The following is a 19,434-nucleotide window of genomic DNA, read 5'->3' on the forward strand; positions in this document are numbered from 1 at the left end:
ATTACAATCATAAGAGCCTGCTATATTGCAGCAGGCTCTTTCACATTTGGCATTATTTTTTTGTATAGCGCACCCAGTCATAATGAGCGTATAGCGGATTTACACCATTGTAGGAGCCAAGCCATTCATCGACACCCGTGCCATTCCACAAGTTCATCATGATCTTTCCAGGTGTTGTCGGAATTTGGTTTGTTGCAGTATGTTTTAATTGCCCATCGACATACCATTTAATAGAGTTTGGCTGCCAATCGAATGCATACGTATGATAGGCATTGGCTGCATCAAACCCGAGATCAACAATCTTCTCATGGTTTCCTGCACCATTTGTATAATAGTTAAATTGAACCTTTGTTGTATCTTTTCCTAAAAATTCGATATCAATCTCATCCCAAGGAGTTCCATCTGTTGGACCTGTGTAAGTGAAGAACGATGAAACGATCCCTGTGTTTTTAGCTGGTTTCATTCTGACTTCATAAAGTCCATAGCCATATGTTTGAACAGAACGGTTTTCCCCGCAGTCAAACTTGTTATAAGATGGGCTTGTTAGCGCTAAACGCATTTCACCCAATGACGTCACTGATACGTTATTAGCCCGCCACGTGCAGTTGAACATATTTCCATTCGAATAACCATCTGCTTTTTGCCAAAAACCGGAGTTATAGCCGTTAAAAGGGTCAAAAAACGATCCACCTGTTTGAGCTGAGGCAGTAGAAGTGACTGCAAACAAACTCATAAACAATCCAGTGACAAGAAGCAGCAACACTCGTTTCAGATAAGGCATATTGGCATTCCCCTTTCAATGAAAGCGTTTTCTATGTTGATCTTACATGATTCTTTTAAAAGGGAACATCGGTCAAAATAATGATAATACCGAATCTTACTGACTTGAATCCTGTAACTATCATCATCTTCCCTCTGAAAAAAATAAAAACCTAAATTACCATCAGCACAGACAGAGATGATCCGCACTCATTGCAATTTAGGTTTTGCCTGCTTTATCAGTAACAATCCTACCATTTTCATATGTGAATGTAAGAAAAAGTGAACACAAGGAAACACAAATGTCAGCGCTCTCATTATGCTTGTTTAACTACCCTTTCTATGTGAATGGTTAAATACAGCAGCTCGTCACTTGTGAGCTTGTGCTCATACTCCCGCTCAATGTAGGTTTGGATTTTCTTCGTGCACTCATACGCGCGATGATACTTTTCTTTCACTGTATCCAGCAAAAAATCGTCCTGGCTTTCCATGTGAGTGCCGTTAAATAGACGCTGCGCGAAAAACTTTAAGTGGGTGACGAACCGATAATAGTGAAGCGATTCTTCGTTGAATTCAATCTTAAAATGGTATTTTACAATACTCAAAATCTCTTGCATGACTTTTGTAATGTTGATAATATTGGGCATCTCTTCATTCAGCTCGGCATTTACAATATGCAGAGCAATAAAGCCTGCTTCATCCTCTGGCAGAGACACACCAGTCTTGTTTTTTACCATAACCAACGCTTCTTTGCCGATCGCAAATTCGTCTTTGTAGAGCCGTTTTGTTTCCCACAGCAAGGCGTTTTTGATATCAAGCCCTTTCTGGTTGCGCTGGATGGCAAAGTTAATATGGTCGGTCAGCGACACATAGATGCTGTCGTTGAGCTTTTTGCCGAGCTGTAATTTTGCGTAGCTGATAATCTCTTCGGATACTTCCATACACTCGATCGGTATATCATACAAAAGGGTTTTGAACTTTTCTGATACATCCTTGTTATCGAGCGTGAACACTTTCTCAATGCGGGCTTCATCGACATCATCGCCGGACTTTTTCTGAAACGCGAGCCCCCTGCCCATGACGACCAATTCTTTCCCCTGTTCATTGACCACGCTGATCACATTATTGTTGATCACCTTCGCAATTTTCATGGCATGTCCCTCCAAATCTACTAAGAACAGACTATATCTTGATTGTACATTCTTTTTGTACTAGGTCAATATCATCAGGGAAAGACGGAAGCTGGTCAGTACAATTCACTCCGTACCTGCTGCCCGGGCTGTTTTTGAAGCAGCGCCTCCAGATGGCGTTCAAATGATGCCTTGTCAGCTTTCTGCTTTTTGACAATGCTGTTCATGATTTTAATGCTTTCAGCGCTGTATTGTGTATATTGTTTTTTCAGCTGATCCAGCTGCTGTCTTGTCTTCTTCGCGTTTTTCGGTGTGACTTGGTTGATGAGTTTGATCATACTGTCTGCGGTCTCAAAAAAACCGGCTCTATTTTCTGTCAGCTGCTGAATTTCGATGCGGCTCATATCTTGATTACGCGTTTTTTGAAGCAAGGCAACCGCCTCGCTGTTTTGTTTTTTGAGCGATTTGTTCTCAAGCTTAATCGATTCGAGATTCTCCTTCGCAATGTCTGCTTCTTCTTCAGTCATGCTGATTCGCACGAAGTATTCTGGATTGCCGATTCCATAATCAAATGCTTCGCTCACTTGTATCATGGAACTGAACACAATGGCCAGCTGCCTGTCGCTTGCGAGGGCTTGGAAATCCTGCTTTTTCTTACTGCTCATCGGTTTGGCTGCGGTTTGTTTTACTGTCTTTTGATCACAGTCTGCGAACATCTGAGCCTCACCTTCACTTTCGCATGCGCTCATCACAAGAACTGTGACCAGCAGGCTTATACACAAGCCTATTCGCCTCATGCTCTGTCTCCTCTCTGCTGAATCCCTTCTGGAAAATACCATAAAATATAGTTAAATGGTACCAGATGCACCTAACCCAAGCAATAAATCAAAAGTATGATTTGAAGCGAAAAAACATAAATATTTTGTAAAAATTGACGTTCATTCCATTCTTTTCAGGCCCATTTCTCGTACAATAGAAGTATCGTTACCGGAGAGGGGCTCTGATGATGAAACGTTTTACGAAACAAGAAAACAGCTGGGTATTATATGACTGGGCAAATTCTGCTTACTCAATTGTCGTGACCACCGCGGTATTTCCGTTATTTTATAAATCAGCAGCTGCGGAAAGCGGTGTCAGCGCCGCTCAATCGACTGCCTATCTGGGCTATACCATTGCGATTTCAACGTTTATTCTTGCGATGCTCGGGCCTATTTTAGGCACAATCGCCGACTATGAAGGGTGCAAGAAAAAGTTCTTCGGTTTCTTTGTGTCAGCCGGTGTCGCCAGCACCGCAATGCTGGCCTTTATCCCAAGTGAGCATTGGCTGCTATTGCTGCTGTTTTATACGATATCGGCTATCGGTTTTTCCGGAGCCAATGTGTTTTATGATGCCTTTCTCGTTGACGTCACGACTGAGAAGCGGATGAATCTCGTCTCGGCACGGGGTTTTGGCTTAGGATACATCGGAAGCACGATTCCATTTATCATCAGTATTGCTGTCATCCTGCTCGCGCAAGCAGAGACTATTCCAGTGTCTGTATCGGCCGCAAGCCAGCTGTCCTTTTTCATAACGGCTGCCTGGTGGGGGCTGTTCACCATCCCAATGATTAAACATGTCCATCAACGCTATTACATCAAAAGAGAACCTCATATTGTCATCAACAGCTTTAAGCGGCTCGGCCAGACGATGAAACGGATCAGGCAATACCGGGCACTTTTCCTCTTTTTGCTCGCTTATTTCTTTTATATCGACGGAGTCGGCACGATTATTACGATGTCGACATCCTATGGATCAGACTTAGGGATCGGTTCCTCAAGCCTCCTGATCATCCTATTTGTCACCCAGGTGGTCGCTGCGCCGTTTTCGATTATATACGGAAAACTGGCAGAACGCTTCACGGGGAAGACCATGCTGTACGTCGGGATCGTCATTTATATGATCGTTTGCGTGTATGCCTATTTTATGGAGACAACGCTTGATTTCTGGATACTGGCTATGCTTGTCGCCACCTCGCAGGGCGGTATTCAAGCCCTCAGCCGTTCCTATTTCGCCAAGCTTGTGCCAAAGCGCCACGCCAATGAATTCTTTGGCTTCTACAACATTTTTGGAAAATTCGCCTCAATTATGGGGCCGCTGCTCATTGCCGTTACCGCCCAGCTGACCGGTAAATCCTCGACTGCGGTGTTCAGCCTGATCATTTTGTTTGTGATTGGTATTGTGATTCTTGCCTTTGTTCCCGAGGAAACCAGCACAGATGTCAGCCAGCAGCAAAATGACCTGCCCCTTTAACTGGGAGCAGGTCATTCATCATTTATTCGCTTTATTCACCTTCAGCTGTTTCCCTTTGACGGTTGTGTTCTTCATCACTTTGAGAACATGAGGGCCTTTACCATTTAAAATCTCAACGTATGAGGCGTTATCCATGATCGTGATGATGCCGATGTCGTCAGCTGACACACCGTCAATTTTGGCAATCGTTCCTACAAAATCAACGGCTCTGATTTTCTTTTTCTTTCCGCCGTTAAAATACAGCTTCATAATGTCTTTATTCAACTCTTCGCTTTTGTCCTTTTTGCTTTCCGGACGGTCATTCAGTTTAGCTAGAAATTCTGGTTTCTTCCTTGCCACTTCCTCTTGAGAAGGGGCTTCTATTTTTTGGATTTCAAATCCGATATATTCTTCAATGTCGGCTAAAAACCGTTTTTCGAAGGCCGTGACAAACGAAATGGCCTTTCCTTTGTTCCCTGCGCGTCCCGTTCGGCCCGTGCGGTGGACATAGCTTTCTTTTTCAAGCGGCAGATCATAGTTGATGACAAGGGAGATATTTTCAATATCAATCCCGCGCGCGGCGACATCCGTTGCCACTAAGTAACGGTACTCGCCACGTTTAAATTCATTCATGACGTCGAATCGGTCTTCCTGAATCATTCCGCCGTGAATTTTATCGCATGGATATCCTAAGTCATCCAATTCATCGGTCAGCTGATTGACGTGCTCCTTCGTTCGGCAGAAAATGATGCAGCTGTCGGGATTCTCCGTCATCAGCACATCTTTCAGCAATGAAAACTTATTCTCTTCTCTTACTTGAATCACCGCATGTTCAATATTTCTTGTGGTTAGGCCGGCCGCTTTGACCTCGATATGCTCGGGGTTTTGCATATATTGACGGCTCAGCTTCTCGATATCCTGCGGAAGCGTCGCTGAAAACAGCATCGTCGTGCGCTCAGTCGGCAGATGCTTGATAATCGCCTCCACCTGCTCAATGAAGCCCATATTCAGCATCTCATCCGCTTCATCAATGACCAAATAAGAGAGACGATCCAACGGAAGCGTGCCTTTTTCGATATGATCCAGAACACGTCCCGGCGTGCCGACAACAATGTGGCTTTTTTGCTTAAGCTCAGCTTTTTGTTTATCAAAGGAGGATTTTCCAAATACGGCTGTCGCTTTGATTCGTTTAAATCGTCCGATGTTCGTGATATCTTCCTTTACTTGCACCGCAAGCTCACGGGTTGGAGTTAAAATAAGCGCCTGCGGCTTGTTTTCATCCCAATCCGCCAGCTCACAGAGAGGAATTCCGAACGAAGCCGTTTTCCCGCTTCCCGTCTGTGATTTGACGACAAGATCCTTTCGTTCAAGGGCAGCGGGGATCACGCTCTGCTGCACCTTGGTCGGTTCTCTATATCCTAGTCCTTCCAGTGCTCGTAAAATGTCATGACTGATTTGATAGTTTTTAAAATGACTCATGTATAAACTCCTGTCTCTTGCAGATGTTCTCATTATACTCTAATTGACGAAGGCGTATGTGTTTTGTCGAAAAAATGACGTGTTAAAAGCCATCGATTCCCTGGCGTTTTAGCTCTTGAACAGCCAATCGCGCCAGTGCGTCGGCCCCCGTGCGGTTCGGGTGCAGCGTATCTCCATCCATATAAAGCCCGAGTGTTCTTTCCGGACCGATCGATGTAAAGTATGCCGAGCTGAGGACATTTAAGTCAATGAGGTGTGTTTTTTCCTCTTCGGCCAAAGCTAAAATAGAAGCCCTGTACCATCTATTTACAGACGAATGGATGCCCTCAGAAGTAAAATCGGTCGCCCGGCCCTGGGGTGTTGATAGGATGACGTCCGCTCCTTTCGCTTTCACCTGACGAATCATATCACGCATCATCTCTTTAAATTCCGCTTCAGATTCATTATGCTTCGGATTTGTGTCATTAATGCCAAGCTGCAAGATAAAATAATCCCCCGGCTTGATGTACTTCAGGATCGCCTCAAGCTGTCCATCATTTCTGAACCCTCTCGCGATCTGCCCGCCAGACGCCATGTTTCTCACTTGAAAGGTATGTTTATCGATATAGTGAGGCAGCATCTGCCCCCAGCCCGCCTGCTTGCTGCTGTTGAGCGGATAATAATTGCACACCGTCGAGTCGCCGCCGACATAAATGGTTCGGTTCGTCACCGGCTGATCAGACAATTTCTTTATTTTCAAAGCGCTAAGCGTAAAAGCGGTGCCAGCTTTCCCCTCTGTCACCAGCAGATTCAGCTGCCCGTCGGTGACAGGAATTTGGAACGTATCCTCCGCGCCATCCCCTGTCATATTAATAACCTGAAACACGCCCTCCGCCGCCACACTGGCCCTTGCCGTATTGCCAAGCGTCGCCTTCACCTCATAAAGGCCATTCGGGAGATCCACATTAAACGTGTTATTGCTTTTCGTCCCATACGCTAAAAACTGAACCGCATCCCTCTTCACACCAGTCCCGGATGCCGCCACATCCCTCATATTCTCCGGTGTTTGAAAACCGTAGCCCTTTGACCGGTCATACCGATCAGACGCCCTGACACCAATATAACCAGGCTCCACCGAACCGCTTCCAAAGTCAAATTGATACACCTTTGGCTCCACTGCCTTCACACTCTCAATCCCGCCAAAACACAACATCAACATCATTACAAAAGCCGCTGCCATCCATTTTTTCATCAAGACTCCCCCTCTATGAAAACGCATACATTAATGCATACTCGGTGATTGTTTCTTTATGATGACTGAAGGGAGAAAAAAATGGCGTTGAGGAATAAAAATGAGGGGAGAGTCTCAAGAAGGGGAAAATTAGTGTGACTTCTTGTCACACTTGATCACATCCCAACCTCCGCAATAGAAGCTTATTTGGTTTTCTTCGTCATACACATAATAACGGAGTCTTTCCCATTGATCGTCAGTCGGTACAATCTCCAATGCAACAGAATCGATGGATTCAAGATCATCCAGCTTTGATGCACTAACGTCTTCAAACCGTAAATGAATGTCACAGGTTTGAGCTGATAGTTTTAATTCAAACACAGGAATATGTATATAACGATCATCTTCTTTCATATAGAACGAAAACTCGTTTAATGTAAATGGACCTGTATCCGCATCAGAAAGATGCTTTTTCAATTTCTCGTATTGTGTGATATTCAAACATGGATTCCTCCTCTTTTTAGTTACCGCCAACCATATAAATGTCAACAGCATCATATTCAAACCACATGATCCGTTCGCCTGAGTCTGTTAGGCATTGGAGCTTCCCATCGGAAAAATAGCTTTTATCCGGTTGAGGATCAGTGATCAGAAAAACATCGTCATTGATAGAAGCTAACAGAAAGAGAAAGCCTGCAATGTCCCGGTCTGCTTTCTGTAATACAGATTGAAAATGAAATTCTCGTTTCGCCAGCTTCGTCACCTTGTAAGCATAACCTTCAAAGTACTTGGATAGGTCTTCTATAAATGAACCAGTCGTTATCACCTGTATCATAATTCGCTCATAGGCAAGCCCTTGCCATACACGATAAAACGACTCTGCATCTTCAAGTTCACACGACATAACAATTTGGTCAGGCTTTAGATCGACCATATCTAAATTTCCGATACTGCTTATAGAGGTTATTTCCATAAAATCTTCCCCTTATCAGTTGGATAGCGCAACGCAAATCTCTTGTCTGACTTGTTCATACAAGAGAATGTGCTGATACAGATCTTTATCGTTTTTGATCATACCCGGAAGTATGTCAGGATAAAGCTCAAAAAAGCTTTTCTCCAACGTACGCCGCTGATGCCGGGGCATCCTTTTATTCGCCAGCACATAATCCAAACTGCCATCAACAAGCATAAAAAACTCATAGATTTCCGCTTCAAATTCGTACAGTTCATCAGGGTATGCCTTTTCTTCAAGCTCTTGCTGTCTTTTTCTCAGTTTTTCAAACATGCTGATCCCCTCCCTTCGCAACAATCTCATTTATCTTGAAACAAGATAGGCGGATCATGATCAATCGCCTCCAACAGCTCCTCACCAAACACTGTGATTGTACATTTCCACGGGTCTCCCAAAAGTCCCCAGGAGAAGTCCTGATGAAAAAAGAAATAATAGTCTCCATTTGGAAATACGGGAACAGGCCATTCGCCAAATTCATCCTGAGGCATTGTCTGATGAGGGCTAAAGATATATCCGACATGCTGCCAGTCTAATGCGTACATCACATCGTGTTTTCCAGTACATGATTGAAATGCTTTTAAAATCGAAGTCTCTAAATCATTCAGCACTCTGACCACATCATCATTACTGGCTTTACCGCTCATCCCGCTAGAAATATCAAACACTTGATATGGATCAGACGGGATGATGTGATGACATCTGCTTCCGGGTTTCCATTTTATGATCTTGTTCACTTCTGACCAGATGCGGTCTTGTTTTGTCTGACTTAAAGCGCGCCAATTCATCATAATCTCATCCCTACACCTTATTGGACATCCTGCTTATAAACACCAGATGAGGCCACTGCGTAAACAGCGTTACTTGTCAGTTTCAGCTGTTGAACGTCTAGGGCTTCACCGTTCGAGTCACAGCATGTTATCTCTTCCATCTCTTGACTCACATCGGCAGAAATCAAATAAAGAGACGACTCAAGCTCTTCACTGTAACAATTGAACGTCCCAACCAAAAAACCTTCTTCAGATATCGCAAGCTGATAAAATGCTTCTGAGTTCGGCTCTTTATCCGACAGAATCCATACCCGTCTCACGACCGTGTCGTCAAACGCGGCAATGACTGCATCTCCGTAATACAGCATATAAATCAAGCCGTTTTTTTCTGCAAGTCCATAACAATCATCTACAGCCGGCGCATCCATTTCTTCGAGCTTTCTATCAATGTGTATTTCCTTCTGCTGACCATCTAACGTAAAACACCACACACTATGGCCGTTGGGATTTTCATCATCATAAATGCCTTCATCATTTAAACCGACCCAAAGGTTTTGTTTCTCATCCAAAAGACAGCAGGAAACCCCTGAAGGCAAGTGAAAAGCACTTTTCACCCTTCCCTCTTCTGAAAAAACCTTTACCTTCGGCTCGTACGATTCGTAATAAACGAAGACATAGCCATCTGCACATTGTTGAAAGAGCAGGATATCACTGTATGAAATCTGCTCTTTCACTTTAAAAACCCGAATATCACCGGAAGGATCATAGATTGAGATGGTCACATCACCTTTCACACCTTTTCCAATGTAGACACGCCCCAGTGGATCAGCATGGAAAAAACAATCTTGGGTGTCCATGTTGATAATTTTATTCATTTTTAATTTTTTCATTTGTTATGCTCCTAGGTTTGAAATGGTGAGATAAGTCCTCTTACTCGTTTATTTACTTCATTATTACGATCACCTCTATGTTGAGGCATATATTTCAGTTGAATCAAAGAAAACCCTTTCAGTTTCAACTGCATAGACAGCTTGATTAATTCCAATCAAAACGTTTGCATTCGATTCATAATCTTCAATTAAAGGGTGATATAATGTTCCAATACCCTTCGGATAGTAAGAGAATGAATTCAAAATCCATTTTTCCCCATAAGCAACATCTTTTAAAGACGATTCCTTGCCGGCATAAAAAAATAATGATGATACATTCTTGAATAAAATACGATGCTGCTGCTTCTTTCCCTTCGTATCCATTTCTAAATAAAGAATAAATTCTTTTTTAAAGAACTGAAAATCTGTTTTTAATATGGTGAATTCCGAATCAATCAGATGCTTTTGTATTGGATTATTCACTTAAATCCTGCCTCCTTGAAAAAATTTCTTGATCCCAGCCACTATATTATTTTTTTGTTTTTTTTCAGTTTTTTCATAATCATTAAACGCTTGATATTCTTTAGAATCAAAGGATACACATTTAGATTCTATAGCAAGTAAAGTCCCGTTAATTTCTATAAGAAAATTAGCATTTAAGACTTGATTACCTAATATACCATTTTGTAGTTTTCCAATTCCTTCTTTGAAATAACTGATTTCTTCAAGGTACCAATTAGTATCAATGGGTATAGTTTTATCAAACTTGTTATGAACACTAAAATCGCAATAAATTCCACTTATATCCTTAAATGAAATTTCTTTTAAAGTGGCTTTTTCTTCTTCTTCATATAACTTAAGATAAAGAGTTAATCTATTCTCTAGGTATTCAAAATTAATATCGTACATAAAGCAATTAACATCGTGATTTATATAATCTATCCATTGCTCAATACTGTTCATGTTATAACATTCTCCTCACTTTAATTAAGTAAAATGTTTGTAAATGCAGATGGAAACTTAGACAAGATTCTTAAATAGAATCCACCTGAATAACCATCTGCATCTCTAACTATGTTAATTGCTATTATTAATCCCTAAATGATCTTTACATTTGATTTATAGATTTAATTATATTAATACTATTATCTTCTGTGTGACTTATTGCGCAAGCGTTTATTTATATTTCTATATGATGACCATCTTAACTTTATATGAGTCTCAGCAGGATTATTTGAGAAATGCCCTTTTGCATTTAAAGGACCTTTATTTCTAACTGACATTCTATAGTATGGTTTCTTTCGTTGACCAGAATTTTTCCCCATTAACCTTACTGTATGTTTTTTAGTAGTAACTACCCAACCTTTATTAGTTTTAGCCCTTTTAATCACACCTTTGTTTGCCTTTGCGACTTTTCTAGCATTCCAATACGTTTTAGATAATTTTCCAGCTTTAAATAGAGTACGCCCTACTCTTAGATAGTTTCCTCCGATTGCTCCGCCAGCAGCACCTAAGGCTACAGATCCAACTAATCTCCAACCTCTTGCTCCCTTTGCCTTGGCAGCTTTGTAAGAAGAGACTCCTCCAATTAAAGCACCTGCTACCATCCAAACCCAATGCCCATCCGGATCAACATTCATCACCGGGTTATTATTTCCATAAGCATACCCATTCTGATCCAATGAGTCGCCGTCGCTGCCCGGGTCTGGGTCGAGCGATAGGAACACGCCGTTTCTTGGCTCGTAGTAGCGGGCCATGAGGTAGTACAGGCCGGTTTCTTCGTCGTATTGGTAGCCTGCGTAGCGGTAACGGTTATCTTTCACTTCATCGCTTGCTTCGGTTTTTGTTGGATTTCCCCACGCATCGTATTGATATTTTGCAACCGTTTTTCCGGTGCTGTCTGAGATCGCGATGATGTCGCCGTGAGCGTTGTAGTGATAGAAATATTTCTTACCATTTTCTGTGTAGGATAACAGCTGGCCGCTGTCTCCGTACGTGTATGATTTTGTGACGTTGTTGTCCGCGTCTGTTTCATACAAGACGTTCAAGCTGTCTCCGTCGTAGAAGTAGTTCGTGACTTTTCCGTTGACGGTTTTTTGGATTCTGTTTCCTTTTTCGTCATACTTATATGTTGCGAATGGCTTGTCTTCGCCTTTTTTGGTAACGGCGGTCAGGTTATCTTCTGCATCCCACGTATATGTGAATTTGCCGTCGGATGTGCGGTTGCCGTTTTTATCGTAAGAGATGCTTTCATCATTGACTTTTGTCAGCTGGTTCATGATGTTGAAGGAAGCGTTCACCGTTTTGCTTGAGCCGTCTTTTATAGTTGTAACGGTTTTCCGGTTTCCGAATCCATCATATGTGTATTCAATAACAGTACCGTCTTCATGGGTTTCTTTGACAAGCTGATTCAGCTTCCCATACTCATATTGCACCTTGCCGCTTGCTGAGCTGTTTATCGTTGTGCGGTTGCCGTTGGCGTCGTATTCATAGCTTTCTGTCAGAATGCTTCCGCCATTTTTGTCGCCGATATGCAGCGAGCTTACAAGGTTTCTTTCGTCATATGAAAAACTTGTTCCGCCGCCGTTGCCCGTAATAAAGGTTTGGACGTTTCCATTTTCATCATAATCAAATGAATATGAAGATGTACTGTCTTTCATCTCAATCATTTGGTCCAGCTTGTTATACGTAAATTGATTCGTTCCTTTTTGGTCCCCATGAGTCCACGAGAAGGTTTTCAGCTTATCGGAGTCACTAGGGTATGTCCAAGTTTGGCTGCCGCCGCGGTCAGTCAATTCGGTTAAACGGTTTTTGTTGTCAAATGTCCGTTTCTTTGTGGTGTTCTGCTCTTTATTAACGACCGACGTTTCATTTCCATTTTTGTCATACGTGAAATTGTACTTTTCTGTACCGTTATACGACTTTGATTTCACCCGGTCTGTTCCATCATAAGAAAGAGATACTTCGTTGCCATTCGGTGAAATGGTTTTGGTCAGGTTGCTGTTGGCATCATATTCGCTTGCTAACACATTGCCCAGAGGATCAGTTGTTTTGACAAGCTTGCCCATCACATCATATTCGTATTTATAGGTTTGATCTGCTCCCGCCCGGATGGTTTTGCTTACCTCATTGCCTTCCTTATCATAGCTGTGAAGGATAGACGTGCCGTTAGAGAGCGTCATGTTTGTCAATTGGTCTGCCTGATCATACGTATAGGTTGTTTTTTCACCTTTTGCATCTGTTTCAGACGTTTTCTTACCAGTTTCATCGTAATCAGTTGAAGTAGAGTATCCTAGTTCATCTTCTTCCTTAGTCACATAGTTGCCATTACTGTCATACGTGCTTTTAGTCAGAAGGCTTCCTTCAATCAAACGGATATCATCAAACCAGACTGTGCCTGTCGCACTCTTTTGGAACAGAATACTAATATCTACTTTATTGATCGGCTTTGTTTTAGGGATGACGACAGCTGCCCGGTTCCATTCCTGTGTTCCAGAAGGGAATTTCGCATTGTAGACGCCTGTGCTGCCGTCAGCGTAAGTGACATTCGCCTGCAGAGAATAGTCTTTTTCATCTGTAAATTTGGCGCTGCTTGCTTTCGACATTCCTGACAGTGTGAGATAAACCGGTTTGTCATTTCCGCTTTGCCCTAAGACAACGGTTTGTTTTGTTACTGATCCGGCTTGGGACGCACTGGTCCGGGCAGCTTTTAATGATACATCATCATTAAAGCCTTCTTCAGAATCAACGGATGCCCCGCTTACATTCCAGCTTTCCGTTGCTGAGGTGAAACTGCTGTTTTGAACTGGGTTATAGCTTGACGATACTTCGCCTTTTTCCAGCTGGACTTCATCAAACCATGCTTTTCCTTTGCCATCTTTATCTTTATGATCGACTTCCATATACACAACAGCTTTTCCTGCATTCGCTGGAGTCGTAAAAGTGATTTGCCGTTTTGTCCAGTCATTTTTTCCGGCTAATGCACTGTATTCATTGTGAATCCATTGAATTCGTTTTTGATCTTTGTCTCGCAGATCAATGTTAAAGTAGGCTCTTGATTTCGCTAGATCCGTTTTGATTTTCCCGCTTAATGTATAGGTTGTATTCGGCTCCAGTTCAACTGTTTGAGTCGCTGAGGAATACCCGTGATCGGTTCCTGCAGACGTTGATTGGCTCAAGACTTCCAATGCCTTTGATCCAGAAAGAACTCCGCTTTTATCGGCGATGACTGAAATTTTGCCGCTGTCTTTAGAGGCAGTCAGATTCCAGCCGGATTTTTGCGCTTCAAAGCTTCCATCTTTCAAAATATTAGTTGAAGCTGATAAATCTTTGCTGGATTGAATCTGATTTCCGTATTTATCATAAACGGCTGCTGACGATGATTTTCCGCTCTGATCGGTTTCGGATACAGCATCCAGTCCGTCATAAGCAATATCCGTGACATTGCCCTCGGTATCCTTCATTTTTGTGACATCGTTGTTTTTGTTATATTCGTATGTCTCAGTTCCATATGCGTCTTTAACCGACGTAACGTTGCCATCTTTGTCATATTGATAGCTTTCCGTTGCTTTTCCGGTGCCCACGTCGTTTGGATCGACATCTTCTACGACATTGTTGCCTTCATATTTTGTATTCGTTGTAATTTTTAGCCCTTCAGCATCATCAATGACCTGAATCGGATTTCCCGCTTCATTATAGCCATACTGTACCTTCCGGCCATTTGGCTGTGTCATGAGAAGTGTCTTTTTATCAGCATCATAGCTGTAGACATATGTTTCTTTTTTAGCGTTGATCGCTTTTTCGAGACGGTGTCCGCTATACTGATATTCGGTAAAGACAGGCTTTGCTTCGGTACTGTTGGCTGAATACTGTTTGACAAGGCGTCCTTCGCCATCATAGTCATAGCTTGTAACAGTCCCGTCTGTATCTGTAACCTTCTTCAGCAAATCATTCTCATATGAGTAGGTGACTTTCTTATTCTTAGGTCCTGTGATGGAAGTCACATGGCCGTTTTCATCATAGGTAAATGTAAGCTTGCGGCCTGATGCATCTGTAATGGCGGTCAGTTGATTTTTGTCATTGTAAGTATAGACAGTTGCATTGTTGTGGCCATCCACTACTTTTTGGAGTTTGCCGCCTTTTTTATTGAAATAAGCATTGGTTTGATCCTTTGTTTTTAATATGAACTGATCAGCTGTTTCTGTTAATTCAAGATATACACCGGTCGGCGGCTGATACGTGCCATCGGCTTTTTTCGTGAATCGATGTGTCGTAGCGTCTTCATCGATATACATTGCCCCGCCATCCGTTGAGATGACAGATGTTTCTGCATCAGCATACCAGCCTTGTCCAAATAAGTGATCAGAGCTGTCAAGACTGTTGTAGGTTCTCGATAAGCCAAGTCCCGGACCGCGTCCGTCAATTGACAAATCTTCTTCATTCACAATGACATTGCCTGTCGCACCATTTAACTGGCCGCTTGGGATATCAATGATAGACCAGTATTCTTCTGTCCCAAGGAATTCTGCGCCTTCATGGAACGTTGGGTTAAAGGGCGCCGTTGGAATCGTTTCACCATTCGCATCATAGGCGACAAGCGTGAAAGAATAATTCTTCTTCCCTTTGTAATTCCCATTTGCATTGTTATAGACAGGTGATGGATCGAGGGCTAATTCCCCGCCTTTTCCATCTGTATGAAGCTTATAGCTTCCGGCTTTGATTTCCTCAGAAGTCGGCCAAATGTTTTTATTTTGGGTTGTCCAATGATCCGCGTCACCCACATCAAAGGACTGATATTCCTTACCGTTGTAAATGTTAACTTTATAGCCTTTCGCATTTTGAACCTTTTCCCATATCAAATTCACATAACCCGTTTGACTCGATTTTGTATTTGTATACAAATAGCCAGTTAAATTCTTTGGCCTAGCGATATCAGGAAGTGCCGGGTTAGCAGCCGGGGATGCAATGGCTTCGCCATCTTTGTTGTATGCGATAATTTTAAACGAGTAATTTTTTTTGGCTCCATCTCCCCCGGCGTTTTTATAGGTTGGTCCGGGATTGATCGGCAGCTCTGCTCCGCTTCCGTCCTTTAGGTGAAGAGCATATTTTCCCGCCTTGATTTCTGCACTTGTCGGCCAGATCTTTTTCCCTTTTGTGGTCCAAGACGTCTGATTTCCGAGATCAAGTGTCTCAAAGCCTTTCCCATTGAACACCTGAACCTTATAGCCGGTTGCACCAGATACAGCTTTCCAAGAAAGGTCGAAGTATCCTGTGGCATTCCCATTATTGTAGCCCTTTGCAGACGGTGCTTGTGCTTTTCCTACATTAGGGATAACGGGCTTTGCCGGTGCGGACATCGCTCCTTCACCTTGGTCAAATATCGCACTGACGCCAATCCAATAGTTTTTGCTTGTAGCATAGCTTCCGCCGGAATTCTTATAGACCGGGGATGGATCTAATGCCAATTCAGCTCCATCCTTGCCGTCCAGATGCAGTTTATATCTCTTGGAGGCAATTTCTGCGCTCGTAGGCCAGATTTTTTTACCTTTTGTGCTCCACGACGTGACGTTGCCTGCAGAAATCGCTTGATATTCCTTACCATTGTAAATCCATACTTTATATCCTTTTGCGCCTTCAACCTTTTTCCAGCTGATATCGAAATAACCAGTGGAATCGCCGTTGTGATAGGCTTTGATTGTAGGTGTGTTTCCCTTTGGAATGGTATACGTCACTTCAATATATGGTTTATTGGCGGAGTTCGCTGAAGAAATTAGTTTTTTCCAATATTCCTTGCCGTTTCCGTTTGTATGAAGCTTAAATCCATAGTTGGCCCCGCCGGAGTTCCATGACTTTACAGCAGCGGTCACATCATAACTCGCCCACTGTCCTTTATGGACGTCGGCTTTTCCGATATTTTTAGATGCCGGTTTGGTGTTCCATGTCACTTTTGCATTATCATAATTGCTGTTGACCGTATCCAGCCAAAGACCGGTTGCCTTTGTTCCATAATAGGAATGGGCTACGTATGTTTTTAATGTAGCTTTAGTGACAGTCATATTTTGAATTGGCTTTAGGTTGTTAAATTTCATGAACGCATAGTTTGTGCCTGTTGTTTTGTCATAATAGCCCGTTTTCAGTACATAGGCCTTTAAATTAGCATCCCATTTTTGTGAGGAGGCCGAATAGTTCGTCGTCGGGTAGGCACTCATGACAAACGTATCCGATGAAACAGATAAAGAAGTTGACGGGTCGATAGATACTGGATATACGCGTTCTGGGTCTTTCAGCCAGTTCTCGTCTGCCGTAAGATGAAGCAAATACCCTTCTTCATTCTTTTCCAGCTTATAGCTGACTTTGTCTGACCGTTCAACCTCGCCGGAAAGCTCATCTAGTTTTGAATCCGTCATAAAAGGCTTAGGCACAGAAAAAACAACTTTTCCTTTTTCATCAGAAAAATCAATGGATCCATCCTCTTGTTCTTTAGCCTGCAAATCGGTTTTTAACTGAAATGTAAATGTGTTGTATCCATTATACTGATGAAGGACTAAATCTTCTTTTATGTTTTCATTGAATGTGAAAGTCTGGAGATCAATATTCGGAAACACATCCGGATACACAATCTCATTACTGTCAGTCTTATAATCTGCTGAGGTATCTTTCGGAGTAAGTGAAGTTTTATTCGGGCCTTTCGCTTCTACAAGTGAATATGTAACCTTATGGTCATTATGCTCAAAAGTCGCGTAAAGCCCGTTCTTCATTTGCTTTTGAAAATCTGAATTCAAAATGGCGTTCTCTGTCTCGACTTGTTTGCTTGTCGACTCTTTTAACTCAGGAGAAATGTCTTCCCAGTCGGCATCAGGTGTTTCCTTTGTATGAATAGGATCAAGATATACTTGCTGTTTATAGACACCGTCACCTTCATAATAGAGTTTTGTATTTTCTGTTCTTTCAGAGGTGATCTCACCCTCTTTGTTTATATCTTTTGGATCAAAAGGTACAGCTTCCTCAGTTTGTTCTTTCTGAAGAGTTTCTTCTGGATCATCGGCAGCAATACGATTTCCATTCTCTTCTTCTGTGGTTTTTGCCAGTACATCTGCTGGCACTAATGAAATGATTAAAGCCAACACTAAAAATGCTGCTATGAACCTTTTAAAGTTTCGCCTCTTTCTTTTTTTCATTTTCTCTCTCCTTTTGTAATAAAAGTAATATTCACTCAATAATCTTAACTAGACTGAAATATTATTACAATATTTTTCTAGAAAATTTATCTTATTTTAAGGATTAACGAGAGTCTATTGACCTAAAATAAAAAAAGGCCGCATAGGCCTTTTTACTTTTTCCATTATTGCATTTGTTCAATATCCGTACCCTCAGCTGCCACATTCGCCTTCCCCTGCCTCCTGACAAGCGTCAAGGCCATGCCCGCAAAGATCATTACGATGCCAAGCGTTTGATAGAGGTCAGGGCGGAAGCCTGTGAAGACGGTATCGAGCACGATCGCGACAGCGGGGTCGAGAAATACAATGATTGAAATAAATTTCGTTGATAAAAATCGCAAACTGTCAAAAAACAACAAATATACAATACCCGTATGGATGATGCCGGTAGATACCACCATAATCCAGTTTCCCTGAGATAGGTCAGCAAAAGCACCAAAGTGAATAAACGGAATCAGGATGATAACCCCTAAACCCGTCTGCAAGAAGGTGGTCGTGTAAGGACTGAGATTGTGAATGCCTTTTCCCAATAAAGTGGTGAACGCATAAAACAGTGCGGCGAGAACTGCCCATATGATCCCTGATCCCATCAGCTGTGTCAATGAAGTGCTGCCGTTAATCCCGGAAATCAGCGCAGTTCCCAGAAAGCAGATGATAATGGAGCTGACGGAGATCACATTTAATTTCTCTCTGTAGAGGAAGCTCCCCAGAAGAAGAACAAGCACCGGCGCTAGATGATAAACGGAGATGGCAATTGTAACGGACGTTTCTTCAAAAGACTTAAATAAGAACACCCAGTTGAATACAAGAAAGAAACCGCACGCCCATGTTTGCAGCACGTCTCTCTTGCTCCATTTTTCAGTTTTATACTGGCCGGACGCCAGCCAGCAAAGACCTAAAAACAGCGTCGCGCAAAGGCAGCGGACAAAGACCAATTCAAATGACGGCAGATTGGTATGCTCTGAGAAAAAGCCGATGGAGCCGAAAATCACCATAGAGATGACCATTTTGATTACGGCTGTTGATTTTTGTTTTGACGATATGGAAAGATCCTGTTGCATCAAACGTATTCTACCTCCAGTACTGCATAGCATAAACTGTTTTTTATGAATTCAGAAATCTACACATAAAATTCCTCTTTTTTACATGTAGATATTATAACACTTCTATTCTAAATAAAAAAAAGCGCCCTTGGGCGCTTTTTTTACAAATCTATCGAACAATCAAAACCGGGCATGTTGATAATTGAGACACTTTATGGCTGACGCTTCCAAGCATCATTTCTTTCAGGCCGCTGATCCCCCGGCTGCCAACTACAATCAGGCTGACGCCTTTCTCTTTTGCGTGATTTAGTATCTCATGCGCCGGCTCGCCATTCGCGTAAATGGTTTCAGCTTGAACGCCTTTTTCGGCTGCTTTTTCTTTTGCATTCTCAAGGATTTTCAGGCCCTCTTTTTTAACCTCGTTCCTGATTTCATCAATAAAGTGTTCAGGCACATAGACAATTCCCGTCAGAGAAGAAGTCGTGACGACGGCTTCTCTCCCCACATGAAGAATGCTTAGTTCCGCTTGCTGCTCTTTTGCCAAATGCACTGCGGCATCAAGCGCTTTTGCACTCATGTCTGATCCGTCAATCGCAACTAACATTTTGTTAAACATGCTCTTCCCGCCTTTCGGACTGTGGGTGGTTCATCTTTCTCTTTTATTGTCCGCCTGCATTTCG

Annotated in this window: 15 protein-coding genes and 2 pseudogenes; 1 reads left to right on the plus strand and 16 read right to left on the minus strand. The window is 42.5% G+C overall.

Translation table 11 applies throughout. The features are described from left to right. Positions 1-52 precede the first annotated feature (52 nt). From bglS to QF06_RS18010, 3 genes are all read right to left on the minus strand, one after another. Entirely contained in the window at positions 53-781 is a 729-nt protein-coding gene (gene bglS / locus QF06_RS18000; protein WP_021480986.1) for a beta-glucanase, read from the minus strand. A gap of 295 nt (positions 782-1,076) precedes the next feature. Then, positions 1,077-1,910 (minus strand): transcriptional antiterminator LicT, encoded by an 834-nt coding sequence (gene licT / locus QF06_RS18005; RefSeq protein ID WP_003242598.1) that lies wholly within the window; start codon positions 1,908-1,910, stop codon positions 1,077-1,079. A gap of 95 nt (positions 1,911-2,005) precedes the next feature. After that, positions 2,006-2,686: a hypothetical protein gene (locus QF06_RS18010; RefSeq protein WP_010886641.1), complete on the minus strand. Its 681-nt coding sequence runs from the start codon at positions 2,684-2,686 to the stop codon at positions 2,006-2,008. A 206-nt stretch (positions 2,687-2,892) separates the two neighbouring features. On the opposite strand from QF06_RS18010, the gene QF06_RS18015 reads away from it, so the two are divergent. After that, positions 2,893-4,179 carry an MFS transporter gene (locus QF06_RS18015; protein ID WP_072175330.1) on the plus strand — a complete coding sequence of 429 codons (1,287 nt, stop codon included), beginning with the start codon at positions 2,893-2,895 and terminating at the stop codon, positions 4,177-4,179. Positions 4,180-4,197: 18 nt separating this feature from the next. Here the strand turns inward: QF06_RS18015 and dbpA are convergent, their stop codons facing one another. The 13 genes and pseudogenes from dbpA to QF06_RS18075 all read right to left on the minus strand — a co-directional run bounded on the left by dbpA (position 4,198) and on the right by QF06_RS18075 (position 19,370). After that, the gene (dbpA, locus tag QF06_RS18020) at positions 4,198-5,637 is read right to left on the minus strand and encodes an ATP-dependent RNA helicase DbpA (protein WP_041850337.1); all 1,440 of its coding nucleotides are present in this window, start codon (positions 5,635-5,637) and stop codon (positions 4,198-4,200) included. 82 nt (positions 5,638-5,719) lie between these two features. Continuing rightward, positions 5,720-6,868 carry a rhamnogalacturonan acetylesterase gene (locus QF06_RS18025; RefSeq protein WP_041850336.1) on the minus strand — a complete coding sequence of 383 codons (1,149 nt, stop codon included), beginning with the start codon at positions 6,866-6,868 and terminating at the stop codon, positions 5,720-5,722. Positions 6,869-7,219: 351 nt separating this feature from the next. After that, positions 7,220-7,348: pseudogene (locus QF06_RS22195) on the minus strand (hypothetical protein); the annotation flags it as partial. Positions 7,349-7,367: 19 nt separating this feature from the next. Next, the gene (locus QF06_RS18035; protein WP_014481350.1) at positions 7,368-7,820 is read right to left on the minus strand and encodes a hypothetical protein; all 453 of its coding nucleotides are present in this window, start codon (positions 7,818-7,820) and stop codon (positions 7,368-7,370) included. 15 nt (positions 7,821-7,835) lie between these two features. Further along, positions 7,836-8,132, minus strand: a complete 297-nt coding sequence (locus QF06_RS18040) for a YxiJ family protein (protein WP_017697289.1) — start codon at positions 8,130-8,132, stop codon at positions 7,836-7,838. Positions 8,133-8,158: 26 nt separating this feature from the next. Next, complete coding sequence (locus tag QF06_RS18045) at positions 8,159-8,647, minus strand: DUF2716 domain-containing protein (RefSeq protein WP_072175328.1); 489 nt, start codon at positions 8,645-8,647, stop codon at positions 8,159-8,161. A gap of 17 nt (positions 8,648-8,664) precedes the next feature. Beyond that, positions 8,665-9,117: a hypothetical protein gene (locus QF06_RS21585; RefSeq protein ID WP_072175368.1), complete on the minus strand. Its 453-nt coding sequence runs from the start codon at positions 9,115-9,117 to the stop codon at positions 8,665-8,667. A gap of 72 nt (positions 9,118-9,189) precedes the next feature. Continuing rightward, a pseudogene (locus QF06_RS21590) lies at positions 9,190-9,516 on the minus strand (DNA-binding protein); the annotation flags it as partial. A 75-nt stretch (positions 9,517-9,591) separates the two neighbouring features. Beyond that, a complete protein-coding gene (locus QF06_RS18055; protein ID WP_014481357.1) occupies positions 9,592-9,978 on the minus strand; it encodes a YxiG family protein in 387 nt (128 codons plus the stop codon). Then, a complete protein-coding gene (locus tag QF06_RS18060; RefSeq protein ID WP_043940235.1) occupies positions 9,979-10,458 on the minus strand; it encodes a YxiG family protein in 480 nt (159 codons plus the stop codon). It abuts the gene before it with no gap. 182 nt (positions 10,459-10,640) lie between these two features. Further along, positions 10,641-17,672, minus strand: a complete 7,032-nt coding sequence (gene wapA, locus QF06_RS18065; RefSeq protein ID WP_041850335.1) for a tRNA nuclease WapA — start codon at positions 17,670-17,672, stop codon at positions 10,641-10,643. A gap of 164 nt (positions 17,673-17,836) precedes the next feature. Beyond that, positions 17,837-18,772 (minus strand): DMT family transporter, encoded by a 936-nt coding sequence (locus QF06_RS18070; RefSeq protein ID WP_041850334.1) that lies wholly within the window; start codon positions 18,770-18,772, stop codon positions 17,837-17,839. Between the two features lie 151 nt (positions 18,773-18,923). Continuing rightward, positions 18,924-19,370 (minus strand): universal stress protein, encoded by a 447-nt coding sequence (locus QF06_RS18075; protein WP_003227162.1) that lies wholly within the window; start codon positions 19,368-19,370, stop codon positions 18,924-18,926. Between the last annotated feature and the right edge of the window lie 64 nt (positions 19,371-19,434).

The sequence above is a fragment of the Bacillus sp. YP1 genome, assembly GCF_000877815.1.
Classification (GTDB): Bacteria; Bacillota; Bacilli; order Bacillales; family Bacillaceae; genus Bacillus; species Bacillus subtilis.